This window comes from Bombilactobacillus sp. ESL1097 (genome assembly GCF_058107205.1).
In genome coordinates this window covers 746,532-766,476 of the sequence record NZ_JBYLUB010000002.1, presented here as the reverse complement: position 1 = coordinate 766,476, position 19,945 = coordinate 746,532, and the positions used below count along the sequence as shown (strand labels likewise).

At 37.3% G+C, this 19,945-nt stretch carries 15 protein-coding genes; 3 read left to right on the top strand and 12 right to left on the bottom strand.

Going from position 1 to position 19,945, the window contains the following annotated elements; translation table 11 throughout:
• A partial coding sequence (locus AC3B6D_RS07645; RefSeq protein ID WP_489775305.1) for a MurR/RpiR family transcriptional regulator occupies positions 1-637 on the top strand: 637 nt, incomplete at its 5' end.
• 84 nt (positions 638-721) lie between these two features.
• Here AC3B6D_RS07645 and AC3B6D_RS07640 read toward each other — a convergent pair.
• The gene (locus tag AC3B6D_RS07640) at positions 722-2,287 is read right to left on the bottom strand and encodes an Nramp family divalent metal transporter (protein ID WP_489756981.1); all 1,566 of its coding nucleotides are present in this window, start codon (positions 2,285-2,287) and stop codon (positions 722-724) included.
• 255 nt (positions 2,288-2,542) lie between these two features.
• Here AC3B6D_RS07640 and AC3B6D_RS07635 point away from each other — a divergent pair, with 255 nt between their 5' ends.
• On the top strand, positions 2,543-3,928 hold the full coding sequence (locus AC3B6D_RS07635; RefSeq protein ID WP_489774683.1) for an MFS transporter: 1,386 nt from the start codon (positions 2,543-2,545) through the stop codon (positions 3,926-3,928).
• Positions 3,929-4,011: 83 nt separating this feature from the next.
• Here the strand turns inward: AC3B6D_RS07635 and AC3B6D_RS07630 are convergent, their stop codons facing one another.
• Positions 4,012-4,848: an aldo/keto reductase gene (locus tag AC3B6D_RS07630; protein WP_489756983.1), complete on the bottom strand. Its 837-nt coding sequence runs from the start codon at positions 4,846-4,848 to the stop codon at positions 4,012-4,014.
• 246 nt (positions 4,849-5,094) lie between these two features.
• Here AC3B6D_RS07630 and AC3B6D_RS07625 point away from each other — a divergent pair, with 246 nt between their 5' ends.
• Complete coding sequence (locus tag AC3B6D_RS07625; RefSeq protein ID WP_489756984.1) at positions 5,095-5,568, top strand: hypothetical protein; 474 nt, start codon at positions 5,095-5,097, stop codon at positions 5,566-5,568.
• An 88-nt stretch (positions 5,569-5,656) separates the two neighbouring features.
• On the opposite strand, the gene cls is transcribed toward AC3B6D_RS07625, so the two are convergent.
• The 10 genes from cls to uvrC form a co-directional block, all read right to left on the bottom strand.
• Positions 5,657-7,099 carry a cardiolipin synthase gene (gene cls / locus AC3B6D_RS07620; protein ID WP_489775316.1) on the bottom strand — a complete coding sequence of 481 codons (1,443 nt, stop codon included), beginning with the start codon at positions 7,097-7,099 and terminating at the stop codon, positions 5,657-5,659.
• Positions 7,100-7,211: 112 nt separating this feature from the next.
• Entirely contained in the window at positions 7,212-10,247 is a 3,036-nt protein-coding gene (gene essC, locus AC3B6D_RS07615; RefSeq protein ID WP_489775304.1) for a type VII secretion protein EssC, read from the bottom strand.
• 5 nt (positions 10,248-10,252) lie between these two features.
• Positions 10,253-11,416 carry a type VII secretion protein EssB gene (gene essB / locus AC3B6D_RS07610; RefSeq protein WP_489775303.1) on the bottom strand — a complete coding sequence of 388 codons (1,164 nt, stop codon included), beginning with the start codon at positions 11,414-11,416 and terminating at the stop codon, positions 10,253-10,255.
• Between the two features lie 14 nt (positions 11,417-11,430).
• Complete coding sequence (locus tag AC3B6D_RS07605) at positions 11,431-11,682, bottom strand: EsaB/YukD family protein (protein WP_489775302.1); 252 nt, start codon at positions 11,680-11,682, stop codon at positions 11,431-11,433.
• Positions 11,679-12,197, bottom strand: a complete 519-nt coding sequence (locus AC3B6D_RS07600) for a hypothetical protein (protein ID WP_489775301.1) — start codon at positions 12,195-12,197, stop codon at positions 11,679-11,681. Before AC3B6D_RS07600 ends, AC3B6D_RS07605 begins: the two co-directional genes overlap by 4 nt.
• Positions 12,175-15,159 carry a type VII secretion protein EsaA gene (gene esaA / locus AC3B6D_RS07595; RefSeq protein WP_489775300.1) on the bottom strand — a complete coding sequence of 995 codons (2,985 nt, stop codon included), beginning with the start codon at positions 15,157-15,159 and terminating at the stop codon, positions 12,175-12,177. Before esaA ends, AC3B6D_RS07600 begins: the two co-directional genes overlap by 23 nt.
• A 144-nt stretch (positions 15,160-15,303) precedes the next feature.
• Entirely contained in the window at positions 15,304-15,594 is a 291-nt protein-coding gene (locus tag AC3B6D_RS07590) for a WXG100 family type VII secretion target (protein ID WP_489757876.1), read from the bottom strand.
• 407 nt (positions 15,595-16,001) lie between these two features.
• Positions 16,002-16,904: a DUF4097 family beta strand repeat-containing protein gene (locus AC3B6D_RS07585; RefSeq protein WP_489775298.1), complete on the bottom strand. Its 903-nt coding sequence runs from the start codon at positions 16,902-16,904 to the stop codon at positions 16,002-16,004.
• Between the two features lie 74 nt (positions 16,905-16,978).
• On the bottom strand, positions 16,979-17,857 hold the full coding sequence (locus AC3B6D_RS07580) for a hypothetical protein (RefSeq protein ID WP_489775297.1): 879 nt from the start codon (positions 17,855-17,857) through the stop codon (positions 16,979-16,981).
• A gap of 178 nt (positions 17,858-18,035) precedes the next feature.
• Entirely contained in the window at positions 18,036-19,847 is a 1,812-nt protein-coding gene (gene uvrC, locus AC3B6D_RS07575) for an excinuclease ABC subunit UvrC (protein WP_489775296.1), read from the bottom strand.
• Positions 19,848-19,945: the final 98 nt, after the last annotated feature.

The following is a 19,945-nucleotide window of genomic DNA, read 5'->3' as shown; positions in this document are numbered from 1 at the left end:
GCAAGTCAAAGATTACAGTTTGCGTCATTTGGCTGCTAAACTAGGGGTGGCGCCGGCCTCAGTCTTACGGACAATTAATCGTTTAGGTTATCAGCATTATTATGAATTTTGCCAGCAATTACAGCAAGAAGTAGCTGGTCAAGGCTTAGTGGATGATATTACCTATCAAGCGCACGATTATTTTTCCCATATTGAAAACTATGACCAAAAGATTCAGCAGTTTAAAACTTTGTTTGATCCGGCGACGATTTTTGTTTTTCTCGGTGTAGGGACTTCCGGTGATTTGGCTAGTTACGGGGCGCGGCAGTTTGTGAATAATGGGCGTGAAGCTTACGTGATTGCTGATCCTTTTTATCCTATTCAACTAGGACATGCGGCTATGAATAATCATGTGGTGATGATTTTATCGGTGAGTGGTGAAACTGAGCAAATGCTGGAGCAGGCGACGAGTTTTCATGATCAAAAGGCAACCTTGGTTAGTATTACCAATGATGACCATAATTCCTTAACTACTTTAGCGGATTTAAATTTTTCCTACCATATTAATAGTCGTATTATTGGCCAATCGGTGAATCTCACCAGTCAAGTCCCCGTGGTTTACTTGTTAGAGCGTTTGGCCCAAGTTGTTCATTGTTAAAACAGTTGGAACTAAAAAAGAAGTGTTCACAATCAATGCGAACACTTCTTTTAATTAAAGTCATATTTCAAATACTTAACTTTTTTATTGTTTAGCTAATTGGGATTCTTCAAAGCGTTTATTGCCTCTGTATAATTCCACAATCGTCCAAACTAATAAAGCTAAAACTAGGACAATTAAGATCCAAGCAATCACGTTGGCTTGGGTTAATTGCGCGGCTGTTGGATTATCACCGTAGAAACCGGCAATGGAATCTGGTAAACCTTTCAAGTTCAAGAAAGTTAAACCAATAACCGAAATCCAACCTAACACTTTGACCCAAAGTGAGTTTTTGAACCGGGTTCCCATTTCTACCTTACTATCGGTAAACATTAATAACGGTAGCATGGAGAATGGTAAGGCAAAGGCTAAGAAGACCTGTGAATTATTCATTAAATCGTTTAATGCAGCGTGCTGTTTAATGGGGCTTTGACCACTAGTCATCAAGACGCAGAAGAGGACCGGAATCACGGAAATAACCCGGGTTACTAAACGCCGTAACCACAGTGGCATCTTCATGTGCACGAAACCTTCCATGATAACCTGACCAGTTAAAGTACCAGTGATGGTCGAATTTTGACCAGAAGCTAACAAAGCGACCGCGAATAAGGTAGATAAAACGCCTGTTTTGGCAATGGAGATTAAAATGCCGTTACTTAATTTGGAAGTATCGGATAAAGCTTGATATAAACCAAAGAATGATGGATCTTTGACAGCGCCAGTCTTGAAGACTGCGACACCAGTAATTAATAACAACGCATTAACAAAGAAGGCAAAGGTTAATTGAATGTTAGAATCCCAAGCAGAGAATTTCACAGCATCAGCGACTTCGTCGGGATTGTTGTGATCAATTTTCCGTGTTTGCGAAATTGAAGAATGCAAATACAAATTATGTGGCATAACTGTCGCCCCAATAATTCCTAAAGCACCTTGTAACGGACTCATGCCATTAACAACAGGATGTGAAGAAAAGGCTTGAGCTGAAGGAACTAATCCCTTCAAAACGCCACCCCAATTGGGATCAGATAAAGCTACTTGATAAACGAAGATGACCAAGATTACTAAAATTAAGGCCACAACAATCGCTTCAATTTTTCGAAAACCAATTTTAGTCAATAACAGCAAGACTAAAACATCCAGGACGGTAATGAAAACGGCGATGACTAACGGAATATTAAACAGGAGATATAAAGCAATCGCGGCCCCAATAACTTCCGCAATATCCGTCGCCATAATCGCTAACTCCGTTAAAATCCAGAGAATGACACCAAGCGATTTACTTGTCCGAGCGCGAATTGCTTGCGCTAAGTCCATTTGCGTCACAATGCCAAGTTTAGCGGCCATGTATTGTAAAAGCATGGCAATTAAACTTGAAATTAAGATGATGGACATTAATAAATATTGGAAATTCTGACCACCAGTAATAGATGTGGACCAATTACCGGGATCCATATAACCGACAGCAACTAAGGCTCCAGGACCAGAATAGGCAAATAATGTGCGCCAAAAGCCTTTGCCATGGGGAACTTCAACGGTACTGTTGATTTCCTCCAAGGAAGGACCATTGGCATATTCAATTAAATGGTGTTTTTTCTTTGTATTTTCAACCAAAAGAATTCCTCCTCATGTTTTTCCAAAAAACAATGATACTCCTACTTTCGCCAAAATTAAACCTTAAATTAGGTGAACTTAAAAAACATTTTCTTTGCTATTTTCTGAAAAGGGTTTAATAATGAGGGGGAAAATAAGTCGAGGTTAGTAACTAGCAATAATTTTGTGGCGAGTAGTTGCCTTAATTATCAAGGATTTGCGGGCGTTTAACTAATAAAACTGTTTTAATTTGTTTGTTTGAAAGAAGCGATGGCAATGGCTGATTCAATCCATTTATCCAAAAGTGCGCATTGGTGGTTTGTGGCCACGTTATTAGCAGGAACTTTTACGATGTCCATCAGTCAGTCTTCCTTGTCAACAGCGTATCCGACTTTAATGCATTATTTTGCGGTGCCGGCAACCACTATTCAATGGTTGACTACCGGTTTTATGTTGGTGATGACGGTGATGATTCCAGTGAGTCCGTGGTTGTTGGCTAATGTAGCTTTTAAAAAATTATTTATAAACTTATTAGCCATTTTTGATGTGGGCACCGTGATCATTATCTGGGCGCCAACGTTTGGTTTAATGCTATTCGGACGCATTCTGGAAGCGATGGCTGTAGGTGTTTTATTCCCTGCCTATCAAACGGTGCTCTTAAAAATTACACCATCTAAGCGGCGTGGCAGCGTGATGGGGACCGCGGGCTTAGTTATGGGATCAGCATTAGCTATTGGACCGATTATTTCGGGGATTGTGTTACGCTTTTTTACTTGGCAAGCGGTCTTCATTTGTTTTGCCTTCATTATTACAGTGGTCTTAGGTCTTTCTTTAGTTACGATCACGAGCCCCTTAGTTTTACAACCGACAAAACTGGATTTCATCTCTGCTCTTTCAACCGTGAATTTTATTGGCTTTTTATATGTTTTAACTAAGTGGGGGCAAAGTAAGCAGTGGACCTTTAGTTTAAGTGTGATTTTAATTTTGAGTAGTCTGGGCTTAGCAGTTTTTATTTGGCGACAATTGACTAGCTTGCACCCCATGCTAGAATTGCGGGTCTTGAAACAAATTAATTTTGATTGGGCAGTATTATTAACGGGGATTTCTTATATTGCCTTAATCGTGGTAACGATTATTTTTCCGTTGTATTACCAAAACATCTTGCATTTAACGGCCTTTACTTCTGGAATGGCGTTAGTTCCAGGAGCGGTTTTGTTAAGTCTCTTGAACCCCTTAACCGGAAAATTAGCGGATCATTGGGGCTTTAAAGTGACGTTACTATTAGGAATGAGTATGATTACTGGCGGTTGGTTACTATTATTTGTGTTGCAGCAACGGTTAAATTTAGGTTGGTTAATGATTTTGGCAGCGCTGATTGAAGGTGGCAATGCCTTTGTAATGATGCCAGCGGTGACCTTGGGAGCCGATGTGTTGCCTCAAAAATATATTGCGCATGGTACGGCGGTTATTACCACCGCACGACAAATCTTAGGCTCTTTTGGCGTCACGTTAGCCACACTTTTATTGGCGTTACCCGCCAATGGTGCGACGTTAGTTCTGCGGCAACAACGACAATTTCATTTGGTCTTTGGGGTATTTTTCGCAATTAGTTTATTCGGATTAGGGATAGCGTGTTTGATTAAAAATCAGCACGGCCGGTAGTCAGACAGCAAAAAAGTCCAAAATTACTGGTCAAACATTGCGATAATTTGACAGTAACTTTGGACCTTTTTTAATTTTAATTATTAAAATTCTTCATATTCAGCGGGATCCTGATTCTTGAGTCGCCCATCAGGTCGGTCTAAATTAGTAATTGTCTGCATTTGTGCAGGAGTTAATTCAAAATCAAAGACCTGCAAATTTTCCTGCTGCCGACTAAAATGTGTAGCTTTTGGAATCGGCAAGACGCCGAGTTGAATTTCCCAGCGTAAAATCACTTGCGCGACACTTTTTCCTAAATCTTGCGCAATACCTTGAATAATGGGGTCGGATAACATAGAACTAGCACGGCCGATCGGACTCCAAGCCCAAGTGATGATTTGATGTTGATCATCGTAGTGCCGTAATGTGGCTTCAGAGAAATAAGGATGCAATTCAATTTGATTAACTGCTGGTTTGACGTTAGTTTCGGCAATTAAACGGTCAATATGCTCTGGTAAAAAGTTAGACACGCCAATTGTTTTGATTAAACCCATTTGCTGAGCTGTAATTAAGGCTTGCCAAGCTTCGACATAGAGGTCTTCTTTAGGATTAGGCCAATGAATTAAGTACAGGTCATAGTAGTCTAAACCGGCACGATAAAGCGATTCTTGAATCGTTTGAAGTGCTTCTTGGTAGCGATGGTGTCGCCCGGGTAATTTAGAAGAAACAATAATTTGCGAGCGTTGCAAGCCGCTTTGCTTAATGGCTTGACCGACAGCGCCTTCATTTTCGTAATTAAAAGCCGTATCTAAGAGCCGATAGCCGGCATTTAAGGCACTGGTAATGGCATTGACGCCTGTTGCGCCATTTAATTTGTAAGTTCCAAAGCCAATCTGTGGTAAAATTAAGCCATCATAAGTGGTGCGGGTAGGAATTTTCATAAGGAACCTCCTTTAATATTAAAACCACTGTTGTTACATGTTAATGATCTGGTACAAAAAGCCAGATTTTTGCGAACTTTTGGTTTGCGAGTTCTTACTTAAATGTTATCATATTTAAGTTTAGAAGCAATTCATTGAGATTGGGACAAATGGAGTACCATCAGAAAAAATGTTCGTGTAAATTGACGAAAAATTTTTGTAGTTCCAGCTTATTTGCTTTCACAAATTAACTAATTGGGGGACATTATGCTAAACGATTGGCTACTAATCTTAATTGATATCTTTTTTGTAGCGATGCTACTAAATAATTTGTATTGGCAATCTCAGATTGTGGTACATGCTAAATATAAAATTTCCAGTTTAATTATTGCTGTGATTTTTGGAGTGTGGGTGTTATCCATGCCGGAAGATTCGTGGTGGTACGTGGTAATGGTGGCTGCCTTTTTAACAGTGACCTTAATGCAAGGTACTGGCGGTATGGCGCAAAAGCGCTTAGTGACCAGCGGCTTTTTTTCTAATTCACTGAGTTATCAAAAATTGACTCATGTAACACTGATTCCGGTAGAATTGCCTAATGCCCCCGTGCAAGTAATTTCAATTTTTACCGTGGCTAATCGGCAAAATATTCAAATGACGTTTAAACAGTCGGTCGCCCAATTACAGCAAGAGTTAAAAGCAGTTTTACCACAGAATATCGAAGTCGAAATTGCTCACATGTAGGTAGTTTGCGGACAAAAATTAAATATAATAAAAAAACCTTGTTTCTAGATGATTTTCTGGAAAACAAGGTTTTTTAGTACATAATTATTTATAAGATTGGTGACAGTAAGCGTGAGAAAAGTTGTTTAAAGCGGAGCCAGTAAGACTGTTGCTGAATGATTTCGGGAGTCAACAAGGTGCTGTGTTTTAAATCCTCTTGAAAGATCTCCGTTAGCTGTTGGCTGACCTGAGTATCGTAAAAGAAGGCATCTGCTTCAAAGTTGAGGCTATAGCTGCGGTAGTCTTGGTTCATTGAACCAATAGCGCTGACTTGATTGTCAAAAACAGCCGTTTTGGCATGCATAAAACCATTATTATAATTATAAACTTCAATATTGTGCTCGCTTAATAAATTGGCATAAAATTGTGTAGCTCGAAAAATAAAGGGATGATCTGGTTTGTCGGGGATGATGATTTTAATTTTAATACCGGAGCGTGCGGCCACTAAGAGGGCGTCAATCATTGGTTCATCCGGAATTAAGTAGGGCGTTTGGATTAAAATGCTTTCTTTGGCACTCATGACTAAACTCATGAACCCACCCTTGAGCGTGTCAAAATTACTGTCGGGACCATCAGAAACGATTTGAATCGGGGTAATGTGCTGGGGCTGTTTGATTTGCGTGGGAAAATATTTTTCCTGAAATAAAATCTTTTCGTGGTGGCGATCGACGGAAGCGTTCCAGTCTAAAACAAAGCGTTCTTGTAAAGATAACGCGGCATAACCGTAAATACGCACATGAGTATCGCGCCAATAACCAAACTTGGGTTTGAGGCCAAGATATTGATTGCCAATATTAAAGCCGCCCGTCCAACCAATGCGTCCATCAATGACGACGATTTTGCGGTGCAAATGGTAGTTTAAACGGTACTTAGCGATGGCATTTTGTGAAGTGATAAAGGGCATGACTTGCCCCCCAGCGGCAACTAGTGGTTGAAAGAACTTTTTGTTGGCCCCGGGAGACCCCCAGCGATCGTAAATCACGCGTACTTCAACGCCAGCTTGAGCTTTTTGAGTCAGAATATCTAAGACTTGGCGCCCTAACTCATCATTAAAAAAAGAATAGTATTCTAAATGAATGGTTTCTTGGGCATTACGCAAATCCTGTTCTAACGCGGCGAATTTGGCGTGACCATCGGTAAAAATCTGGGGATCATTATGGATTGTCACAGGAACATCATCATTATGATTAAAGTAATCGATTTGACGTTGGGCAAGTAAAGTCGTATCGCTGGGGGTTAACGGGCGCTTTTGCTCGCTACTCTGGTTGACCATCTGCTTCAATCGATCAAGCCCAATATGTTCGGCATTACTAATGGCAAAGAGGTTTTCTTGGGCAATCCCGCGGCCAAAGAAAGCAAAAATTAAAAAGCCAATGACAGGTAATAAAATTAAGACAATCAACCACGCTAAAGTGGTGGGAATACTACGCCGCCGGTGAAACACGGTAATAATGGCGGCAATCGTGTTAAGTAATAAAATTAAACTCAAAATTAAAAAAAGTGTCGCATTCTTGGATGACGGCGTGACTTGGACCGCCTGGTTGGAAAATTGCACGTGAATTAACTGTTTTAAGCGTGTCAAAATTTCTTCAGGCACAGCTTGCTTAAAGTTTAAATCTAAAGTTAGTGGCGTGGTTGCAAAATGACTTAACGTGATCAGTCCTAAAATGCGTTACTCGTAAATTAAATTGCGCCTGCGACCAATTCTGTTGATAATCAGTTTGAACATAATCTGGCAAAAATAATTGGGCTGCTAAAGGCGGTAACCACGGTTGGGGTAGCCGAGCAATATTTTGATCTTGCGCAAATTGTGCAATGTAATTGATCACTGCCGTCAATTCAGAAACCTTCGTTACTTGAGATTGCGTATCAAGATAGGTCAGACCACTTAAATCAACTGATAAGTTTTCATATTGGCCTAACTCATTAATTAAATAAAGCGGTGGCGCTGTGCGCTTTTTAGAAGCAGTTGGCTGATAATCTTGTCCACTATATGCACTTTGAAACAACTCATAAATCTCATTATTACCAACTTGCAGATAGGCACGCCCTGGTTCAACAATTGAAGCTGCATCCGGCGTATGCAAAATTTCATTGGAATCTGCTTGATCTTGAACCTTGAGCGCAATTTTAAAACGAGAATTACTCCAAATTTGTTCGTTAACCACCCCACTCGGCTTTTGCGTTGCAAGAATTAGATGGATGCCTAATGAACGCCCAATGCGCGCTGTTGAAACTAATTCCTGCATAAAATCGGGTTGTTCAGATTTTAATTCAGCAAATTCATCACTAATTAAAAATAAATGGGGCATAGCTTCTTCGGCAACGCCGTCATGATACAATTTTTGATACTCATTAATATGATTAACCTGATATTGGCCAAATAACTGTTGCCGCTTTTCTAGCTCAGCTTTGATTGACGCTAAAGCTCTTAAACTTTGACTACCATCTAAGTTTGTAATGGTCCCTAATAAGTGTGGTAATTCACTGAAAAGGTTCGCCATACCACCGCCCTTGTAATCAATCAACAAAAAGGCCACGTTGTCGGGATGAAAGTTAATTGCTAATGAAGCAATATACGATTGAATTAATTCGGATTTTCCTGAACCTGTCGTTCCGGCAATTAAACCGTGTGGACCATGTGCCCGTTCATGCAAATCCAATTTAACTAAATCATCTTTACCACGTAATCCTAACGGAACAGCTAAACTTTTATAGGGAAGATTGACTGACCAACGTTTTTGCAATTGTAATTCTGTCACGGTTTTAACATCGTACAATTCCAATAAACCCACAGATGTTGGTAAAGAATTTTTGAGACTTTCTTTATGGTCTAAGGCGGCTAAATGTCGCACGGTCGCCTCTAAATCAATTGTTTCCAGAGCGTCCGGAACCAATTTTTGAGAAGTTAGTTGACCGTTCTCAATCACAATTTCTGCCTGCTGACTATCATAATATTCGACCACTGTCTCAATATGTTCCGGTAAATCAGCCAATGTTTGCTTTACAAAGATCACTGCGACATCAAGTTCAGAAATATCGTGTGACAAATATTTCATAATACCATGATTAATAATCAATTCTTCATTTTGTACAATCAAAATGTAATACGGTGCGAAGCTAATTTTTTGATCTTTGTTTTCTTTTTCTTTCACAGCTTGTTCGCGCTCTTTTAATAGTTGCAATAAGGCCGTTAATATTTGGTCACGCGTTTGATCATCATCAACAAAATTTAACGTATTACTATCACTAGAACGAAAATGTTTTAACCATCGAAACTCTTGCCAAAAATCTTGTTGCTGACTATCAAAAATTGGAACGAACCGGACATCATGGTAACTTTGAAAGGCCGCAATTTGTAGCACCAAATTCTGCAAAGCCTGATTGACTTGGACTTGATCACCAATTAGTCCCACCCCTGCGGACAACAAACTAATTGCTAATGGCGAGTGTTCCACCTGAAGTGCCTGTTGATAAATCTTTTTTGCTTTGTCTAATAACGCATCATGCTTTAATTCTTGCGGCGAAAAATTAACTTGATATTGTCCGGTAAAATTACCTAACCCTAAACGGACCGTTAAAAAGTCCGTTTGAAATTTGTTTTTCTCATAAATCCGCGCACTATTACGCAAAATCAATTGACTAATCGTTTGCGGTGATGGTAAGTGATAAGTTAAGGCCGAGCGCGTTTGGTGCTTTTGTGATTGAATCTCCACAATTTTAGTTTGTAAATAATCATGATAATCTTGCACTCTTTGATTAGCTTTTTGCTTTTGTTCTTTTTTATCATTAAAGTAACTACTAATCGCAAAAGCAGTCGTTGTCAAACTCATCGCTCCCATCATAATCATGGTGGTCATGTTATGGCTAATTACTGCCATTACAACCGAAGCAGCAACCATTACCAACGGCGGCGTAATCGTTTTTAATAATTTATTTTTAGTAATTTCTGCGGGCATGGGTGGTGCATCTAAAGTTATTTTAGCTGTCGGTAAAGCACGGATCACCCGCGGTGAGCGATGATACTCTGGATAATCATCTGAATAACAGTGCTTTATTTGTTGCCGATAAAACAGGGTACTTTTGACAAATTGCTGCAACAAATCTTTCACGATTAACCAATTATCAGGCTGCAAAGTTATTTCTAACCCATCAATCGCCAGCACATCCCCATAAGTAAAATTAATTACTGTGGTTGTTATTAAACTATGATTTAAATAGACTGGCGTTTTAAAAGCGCCCATTACTTGAAACTGTTTGGCATCAGCTGTCTTTTGAATGAGAAAATCACAATTAATCGCTATTTGAATATCATTGAATGCGTTAGCTCCTAAACTTAAAGGCTGTCCCATGTTGAGCTGGTTAACATCAAAACTGAGTGGAATTAGTGTATCAGCCAAGATTAAAAGTTGGATATGTTGTTGAATTGTTATTACTTGTCCCAATTCTAATACTTGGTCAGCTAAGCAAAACTGAGAATCCGTATTAATCGTCAATTCAAGTGGTTGCTCTAGTTCTGGAACATAATAAGTATCATGATAATCAGTACTTAAAGTAAAATTATTTTGTTCAGTGGTATCTAATTTCAACACTGAGTAGCTCGTCTTTAACCAGATATATAATTGATAAATTTCAGCCATGTCTTCTATTCTTTCTGTAATTTTTTCGTATAAGCTTTAATTAGTTTCGAATATTTATTCAATAATCTCTGCTTCTTAGCACCGGTTAAATGCGGATTATTGTTCGCTTGTGAATATAATTTAGTATACGAAAACAAGATTAATTGCTGATCTCCTAAGTATTTGGCAGCATCCAATGACTGGTTAAAATTGCCTTGTCCATCATAAATCCAATATTTTAAATAGTTAGGATCAGAATTCATATTTAGTGATTTGTTAATATTAGCTTTTTGTTGATGATTGAGATTATCAACATGAACATAAGATTTGGCGAGCATTAATTGTTGAACTTTCGGCATTTGTTGAACTCTAATTTTGCTCAGGTGATTAATGGCCTGATCATAATCTTGCTGCAAATAAGAGCCCGTTCCTTCAGCTAAGGATTGTTTTTGCGGCACAACAACCATTAATAAATAAATCAGCGCTAAACCGACCAGTGTCGTGACCACTGATTCCAATAAAAATCCCCAGTGATAAAGATTAAATTGCTTTTTTGAGGCGACGACTAATTGCTTCTGTTCAACAGTCAAAGCTTGTTGATACAAAACTTGTAGCTGCTCTTTTAAAGTGGCAACGCTTTTGGCACGAATGATTTTCTGATACTTCAAACCAGCAAAACTCTTATCAGCCATTAAGCCTTTATACAAGCGATTAAATGTATACTTATTGGCTAACACCATCACGATAAAAGCTTTCAATTGCTTTAATAAATGAGCATGCGTTGATGGCGTCACAATACCTACCGCTCCACGGTGTAAAACTTTGGGTCGTAAGTTGACGTCAAAAAAAATATTATCAGGGTGCACTACGGGCACAATTCGTGAATTACGTAATTGCCAAAGCTCTAGTAAATTCAAACATAAGCGAATTTTATCAACTCGCGATAAGTCGCTAGCCAATTGTTGAAAATTGTGCCAATCAGCAGCCACCTGATATTGCAGTTGCCAAGCTTGATCTTGTGGCTTGATTATTAATGGTACTAATTGATCTTGCTTTAATCCTAAATAATCAATCAATTGAGCATCTTGAACACTATCAGCCGTTAATTCTTCGGTAATGCTTCCTGATTTTAAATAATTGAATTGATATTGATAGCCATCAATTTCAAATCCTTGTCTTTGCTTAGCCAATTGCTGCTCCTCCACTAAAAAATTTGTAAAATATCGCCGTCTGCTAAAGGAAAGTCTGCTAATAAATCTGTGTTAACCAACAATAAGCTTTTCGTCTGCGCTTTAATTACATTAAGTAATCTTGTATTGAGAGCAATTGCTCGTTGAGCTAAATCATCAATTAAGAGCGCAATTAGTTGATTGACTGTCAATTGTATGGGCAGTCTCAAATCTTGGACATAATGATTCGCAGCTGGGATCAAAATGGTGACGTTAATATATTTCATCGTTTAAAAAATCTCCTAATCATGCGTTTGTGCTTCCCTAACCAACAACCGATGCCAATAAAAAATAATGCCAGCATCATTAATAGAATGTATTTCAGTTTTCGCCATGAATTAGTCTGCTGATGACGTTTGGTATGAGCTGCCGAAATTGATTCTGGAACTTGAAAAAGTCGTCCTTTGGTGTGTTGAACTAATAAATCTGGTTTAGCAGGCCATTGGTTAGTAAATAATTGCCGTTGCGTTAATTGCGTATTTTGTGAAAAACGCTGTCTTCGTTGGCGTTGTTGTTGCTCAAAACTATCCTGCCGAAAAAAGAAATCATTCGCACTCAGCTTAGCACTAGCTGAACTTGCCTCACTGGTATCTTGATTGCTGTTTAAAATCGTATTATTAATTGTCATCTTGCCGTCATCCAAAGACCTTCGGGCTGCCAAAAGATCAATATTTTGGAAACTCCATCCGCCAATAAGGATGATTACAACTAATAACCAGCTAAGTTTCAATTTCTGTAACATATAATTTTTCCTTAAATAACCAATTAACCATTAAACAAACTAATAGCAACACACTAAAAATCAGAATGATCAGGACATTATCTGCTTGATTAGTAAAAACATTTGAGTAAATGTCTTCTATTTGTTGAAATGGCGAAGTATATTTCAAAAAGAAACCAACTCCAGGACTTTTGGTTAAATATTGACCCAATGCCGGCGTGTAAAAAATATATTCAATAAAGAAGAAAACAAAAATAAATTTACCGACTGACCGCAAAAATTTGAATAACGCGATGGCGGCTTCAATCACTGTCGCTTGAATCAAAGTTTCGATTATTAACCACAGTTGTGGATACAAAAGGTGGCGCAATAACGGGCGCGTCGTCCAGGCCACTAAGAAACTAATTCCTAAAACTAAAATCAAAGCATATTGTTGGTACAACCCCAAACCGGTTGTCGGTAATTCCCAATGGTCTGCTACTTTAAATGGTTTAAGTTGGCGATTGTGCTGATCATTACCGACAATCAGCAACGCCGCAAAACCACCAATAATAATGTTAGCTAGTGTTAAAAAATAAGGAAAAATTGAACTAAGATTGCGAATTGTCCCCGCATTTTGAAATTTTAACGGCTGAGCCAGATTGCCGTAAATTTTGCGAGCAGCATTATCATCATTTTTAGTATTACTCATTGACTGACCAAAATTGTGATTGTAGTCAGCATTAGTGGCCACAACTTGCTGCCAATTATTAAGGAGTACCTTCGCTTGTTGCAGTAATTTATTACCATGCTGGACAAATGCTTTAGAATCATTATCAATCGTCGCTGTGGCTTGCGCTTGGTTCGTCAAGTTTTGATCTAATTGTTGCGATTGATTCAGCATTTGTTGTAAAGAAGCTTGTAATTGAGAATTTGTTTGTTCGGCCTGTGTACTACTTTGTTGTGCCAATTTCATCAGTGGCGAAAAATCTAACGGTGCGGGGTCACTTAACAATTGTGTATTGAACTCAACGACCGGTGAAATCATGGTTTGATGTTGCCGGTAACTAGCTAATTGTTCCTGATATAACTTTTGAATCTTAACAACCAATTGTTGAAAATCCGCCTGCGCTTGGTGGTTTTGTTGTAATTGTTCCTCATACTGCGTTTGTAATTTAGTGATGGAATCTTCAGCACTATGCACGTTGATTAAAATGGCTAATAATTTTTGTTCTAAATTCGCATCAAACGTAGAAACAGTCTTTGCCGGTACTGCAGCTGTTGTCTTGGGCTCTAATTGTAGGCTATTGAACGTAGTGATGAATGTATAAGCCTGATTTAAAGTAATGATGAAGTCCAAATATGGTTGACTTAAATTGCCACTGTGATTCTGAACCAAGTTACTGAGTATTCCTTGCGTTAGTGCTGGAGCATCAATTGTCATGGCATAATTGACGGGTTGCTCAGTCAAAACTTGCGGATATAAAGTTAAGCTTTGTTGGTCGCCCAAATTATTAATAGCTAAACCTTGATCTTGAATAACTACTGGCAAATTATTTTCTTCCAACTGACGTGCTAGGTTATTGAGGTCAACTTGGGTACTGCTGATATTCAAAAAGACGCTTTGATGGGCTGGCAGATTTAACACTAGGGGTTGATTAGCTGGTGGTAAAGTTGCTTGTTGAAGCGCAACTTCTTGTCCTTGAAAGGAACCTGTTGTTTGAAAGTTATTGACAGCAGCCCACTCGACTTGTAATCTTTGAGTTTGCTCTCTCGTTAACTCACCGTCACGACTGATTTGTTGCAAAATTTGACTACTATTACTAGGTAGTTGCGTGATGGCTGTATTGATCATTGTTTGCAATTGCTGCCGCACAGAACTAACTTGTTCATCACCAACTACACTAGTGCCATCGGCGTTACCTACTGCATTGGATTGCAATGTTACTAAACATTGATTTAATTTATCCCGAGTTAACCCCAATTGTAGCTTTTGATTTTGTAATTCTTGAACCAGCGCAGCATCAGTCTCTGATAACCAAACAGGTGAATTCAATAAGTCACTAATTTGTTTTTGCATAGCTGGAGCTTGTAATTGATTCAAATTAAAATAGTCATCATTGATAATGGTTTGAAAAGCATCATATTGATTAGATACTAAATCTAAAAAGTGCTGATTATTAGCTTGAATTACAGAATTAGCTTGCGTATTAAGTTCATTTAATTGCTGATTAGCTTGACTTTGCAGCTCTTGAGCTTGGGTATTAATTTGTTGCAAGCCATTAATGCCTTGATTTTGCAATAAATTTTGTAATTGCTCAGCACCTGCATTATCCTTCGAATTGCTGACTGGATTATCGCTAGCATTGGGCTGCGTCTGACTATATTCTTTAATCAAAGCAGCCAAGGGATTATTCAGGTTACTTTTTAAATTACTACTCAACTGTTGTTCATTAATATTAACTACTTCTAGATGTCTTTGCGCTTGGTGCAAGTTAAACAAAATACTAGCTAGATACATTTCTGTAACTTTGTAATTGAGTTTATTTAAGATTTGATTATTCAATTGTGTAATCTTATTGCGTAAAGTAGGATTTTTATTTTCACGAATTTTATATAAAACCCGAATCTTTTTAAAATCAGCCGCTTGAAACTGGAGAATCTTATTAGAAAAATTAAATGGTAAAATCACAATCAAATCATACCGTCGATGCTTTAAGCCATTTTCAGCAACATCACGTGGAATGGAATACCACGAAATATCATGGTTGCGCGTTAATAGGTTGACAAAATCTCGGCCAAAATTATATTGTTTGCCATTAAATTGACCACCGTTATCTTCATTAACTAAGCCTACTTGCAATACTTTATTCGCATTCGGATCTTTGGTTTGCTTAGTTCTGAATGCAAATAAGGCAATCGTTAAAGTCACTAATATTATTAAAATAATCGCGACAATATTTTTATTGTTGGTTTGTATAAAATGTAATAGTCGTTTAATCAAAAACCTATCTTCCTGTACTATCATAGTTGAGTCATAGCTGGTTAAATTACTTAATAAACCAAGGTTATAAAGCTATGTACGGACTTTTATTACTTATGTAACGCCAAGAGCGATCCTTAATAAACCACTCTTGACTAAAACTAATTAACTCCAAGCTTGACCAATTTGATTATCAGCATCTTCCATTGCTTGCGCTGACTTATCCAACTGCGCCTTAATTTCTCTGAGGAGCTGTGAAAATTGTGTTACTTTTCCGGATAATTCTTGAAATTTCACATCATACTTTTCAAAAGCATTCCCCTTCCATTCAGCGCGAATTTGTTCCTGAGTACTCTTTAAATCACTCAATACGTTATCTACACTGTCCGCTCCACGTGTATAATGCGTTGCTTGTGATCTCAGTTCTTCTGGTGTAACGGCTATTTGTCCTGCCACAGTAATCCCTCCTAAATTTAAACCTCTCAAAAAAGAGATAAGCATATTATATCAATAATATTAAAATTTTCATTATTTTTTTAATATTATTTTAGTCAATTATTAATATAAAAAGAACAGATTGTTATACTTTAAGAAAAGGCAAAGTTGAATTCTATTTAAATTTTCGAATAATGTACTAACTACTAATTTTTATAGTCAAAATTAATAGATTAGCATTGATAGCTTGAGTTAATTACTGCTAAAAGAACTAAAAAATAATAATAACTATTTATTATTCAATAGAATGTTCAAACGTCAGCTTCAAAATTACAATACAAAAAAAGTGTTGCTGAAATCATTCACCAACACTTCAGATAATTCAAATATTTTAATAAAACTTCAAGCCACATTATTTCTAAAGCTAATTACTTAATTGTCCCCTTTGTAACTTTTATTTTTAGCACATTCTTTTTATTATGATTATTTTGCAGACGCTGGATCGTTTGGCGCTTGAAAAAACTAATGTTGAGTTTACCTGTTTTTACTAAATGGACATCAGAAGTTCCTTTATCTAAGTCTAAGGCTAATTCATCACCATGAAAAACATTCTGCCCGAGCAATTTAGTGTTCTTCAAAGTGACTTTCATCTTCAAATCTTCAAAATTAATATTAGATCCATTTAAAACAGCATCTTTGAACTTCAAATTTGTATCATCAAAGCCATCACTAATGGTAGTAACATTAGTTAAATGACACTGATCAAATTGGTATTGACCATCATCATCATCAAACGCTACATTATTGAGGTTACTATTTTGTACCTGATAACGACCACCTTCGTTATCAATCCTCAACCTTTGGGTGACCACCAGATTTTGCAAGTTGTACTGAGCATCAGAAGAATCTATCTTCAGTTGTTGAATGGACAAGTCATTGAGAGTCACCTGACCGTCGTCTAAACCAAGGTCTAACTTTTTGATAGCATCTTTGTTCGGTACCGTAATCGTAATCGTCGGTTTGGGTGAACTCAGCTTCACATGTTTGCGCACCCCATGATTTTTTTGTTCAATATACAAGTAATGATCTTGATTGCGAAAAGTTATAATATGATAGTTTGTCGGGAAATATGCCCGAAACTGTTTGCCTTGTTTGATATTGACATTGGCATCAACAATACCAATATGAACATGATCAAAGGGCTGATTACTTTGATATGTTTGCACATTAGCAGCTAAGGACGTTGCACAATTATTGTTTACGCCTATCAAGACAGCAAACAATAATAGCACAATTGATATTAAGTATTGAATATAATATTTTGACTTCATTAAAAATTTTCTCCCCAAATAATTCAAATGATAAACATAAAAAGGTTAAGGCAACAATAAAAGCGAATTAAGCATTATTTAATTGTTCCTTCTTCAACCTCAATTTTTAATCGGTTATCTTTGCTCTGATTATTCTTTAAATTCTTAATTAATTTTCGTTTTGGTGCATTGACTGTTAATATGTCATCGTCCATTAAGCGTACATCAGGATTAATCTTGCCCAAAGTTAGGTGCATCTCATCACCATTAAAAACATTTTCCCCCAGAAATTGGGCACCATTAGTAGCTTTTGCATATAACTCGTCAAAATTGACCTGCGCATTTTTTAAACTAGAATGATTCAAGCTTAAATGTGTATCATCCATATCATCACTAATCGTTTTGACGTTATCTAACTGACAATTAGCAAACTGATATCGCCCATTATCATCATCAAAAGTAAGATGCTGTAGCTGACTTTGCTGGAAATGATAGCTACTATCATCGCTACTAATTTTGAATTTTTGGGATACCGAAACCTTGTTCAAATCATAATGAGTATTTGAGGTATCCAGCTTAATTTGCTTAATTGACAAGCCACTAATAGACACGTGATCACAATCATCTATATCTAGATTTAATTTGTGAATAGCATTTTGCTTCGGTACAGTAATGGTCAAAGTAGGTTTAGGAAATTTTTTTTGAACTTCATCTTCTTGATTAATATAAAGATAATTATTTTTATCACGAAAAGTTAACGTATGATACTTGGTCGGCAGCACCACATGAAACTTTTTGCCTAATTTAAAATTGATGTTTACATCAGCAATGTTGATATAAGCATGGTTAAACGACTGATAACTCTCATACTTAGTGGCACTAGCAGCAGAGACAAGATTACTGTTTGACGCCAATAAAATAGCTAAAAGTACTAACAAAAACGACAGCATTCCTTGCATATGCTTTAATTTCATTAACAATCACTCCTAAAGACGTAAAATTAACCTTTACTTAAAAATGTAAATAAAATCACTCATTTTTGTCAACGCTTTCTTTGAAGCTTACACCAAAACGCAGTTGTCTTTTGTCCGCTTTATTTTTCAGAATTTCTTTCCTCGCTAGCAATTATAACTACTCTTTGATGCAACTAATTTACTTACCAATCTTGCGCGTTGGTGTCAGAGACAACGATAATTTAATCGTTTGTGCTGTCGTTTGCGAAATTCCTAGTTTCATCAAATCTTCGACAGGAGCATCCTTAATTTTTTTAACTGAACCATAGTTTTTCAATAATTTAATCCGCGTTTTTGGCCCCACACCCTTAATACTTTCTAATTGTGAAGACAGCGCATTTTTGCTATGCGTTTGGCGGTGATAGGTAATAACAAAACGGTGCACTTCGTCTTGAATCCGTTGCAACAAATAAAAGCCTTGGCTTTTACGATCTAACGGTACCACAGCCCCGTCCTCACCAGTAATCAGATGTGACGTACTATGATGGTCGTCTTTAACCATGCCTGCCACCGGAATGTGAATCCCTAATTCATTATGCAAAACATCTAAAATTACGCGTAGTTCGATCAAGCCCCCGTCCATCAAAATTAAATCCGGCAAGGGCTTATGTTCTTTTAATAACCGTGAATACCGACGATAAATCACTTCCCGCGTATTAGCAGCTTCATCCGCTCCATTATGTTGTTCTAAAATATCTTTAATTTTATACTTGCGATAATTGGACTTAACCGGCTTACCATCAACAAAGCTCACCATGGCCGAAACCGCATCAGCACCTTGAATATGCGAATGGTCAAAGGACTCAATCACATGTCCATACGGTAAACTTAAAGCATCAAAAATTTGCTTTTGAGCCCCAACTGTTTGGCGATTATCTAATTCTAATAGCCGAAACTTTTCTTCCAATGACAATTTAGCATTGTCTTTAGCCATTACCAACAAATCACGTTTGGTCCCCCGTTGCGGGGTTCGAAAAGGGACATGCAAAATTTCTGTCAATGAAGCTTGATCGATTTCTTTCGGAACTAAAATTTCACGCGGTAACACATTATTTTTCCGATTATAAAATTGTAAAATAAACGTTGCCAATTCTTCCTCGGGCGTATTAATGCAAGGAAAAATTCGTTTTTCACGTTTCATTAAGCGAGCTTGTCGAATGAAAAACACTTGAATAGAAATCCAGCCTTTATCAACATAAAAGTTGAATAAATCACGCGGTGTATGATCATTCGAAATAATTTTTTGCTTTTCCACGGTCTGTTCAATATAGTGGATTTGATCGCGTAATTCCGCTGCCCGTTCAAATTTTAAATCAGCCGCCGCGGTGTTCATTTTTTGTGTTAATTGCTTTTTGATGGTCCCGACATTACCATTCAAAAAACTTTTAATTTTTTTGATTTGCTGTTCATATTTTTGCGTTGGTACTTCTTGAAAACAAGCTCCCAAACACTGTCCCATATGGTAATATAAACACGGTCGGCCTTGATAACCACTACACCGTCTTAAAGGATAGACTTTCTGTAAAAAATTCAGGGTTTCTTCTGCCGCATACACGTTCGGATAAGGGCCAAAATAAAAACCACCATCTTTTTTGACTTGACCAGTGATAATCATCTGGGGGGTGCGTTCATTAGTAATTTTAATATATGGATACCCAGTCCCCTTTTTTAATTTAATATTAAAGTAGGGCTGATGCTTTTGAATTAAAGTAATTTCCAGTAAAAAAGCTTCCTTATCAGTTGACGTCACAATTGTTTCAAAATCGCGGATTTCACTGACTAACTTAGCCGTTTTACCTTCATGCGAACTTTTAAAATAAGAGCGAACCCGATTTTTTAAATTTTTGGCTTTACCTACATAAATAATTTTCGCATTAATATCTTTCATCAAATAACAGCCCGGTCGATCTGGCAATAATGCTAGTTTATGCTCTAAATATTCTGTCGCCATTTTTTATCTCCTAATTGCGTCAACTATTGTTTATATTTTAACCCGTGTTTAACAAAATACCAATTGATTTACCAAATCTGAGTTTCAACAATAAATAG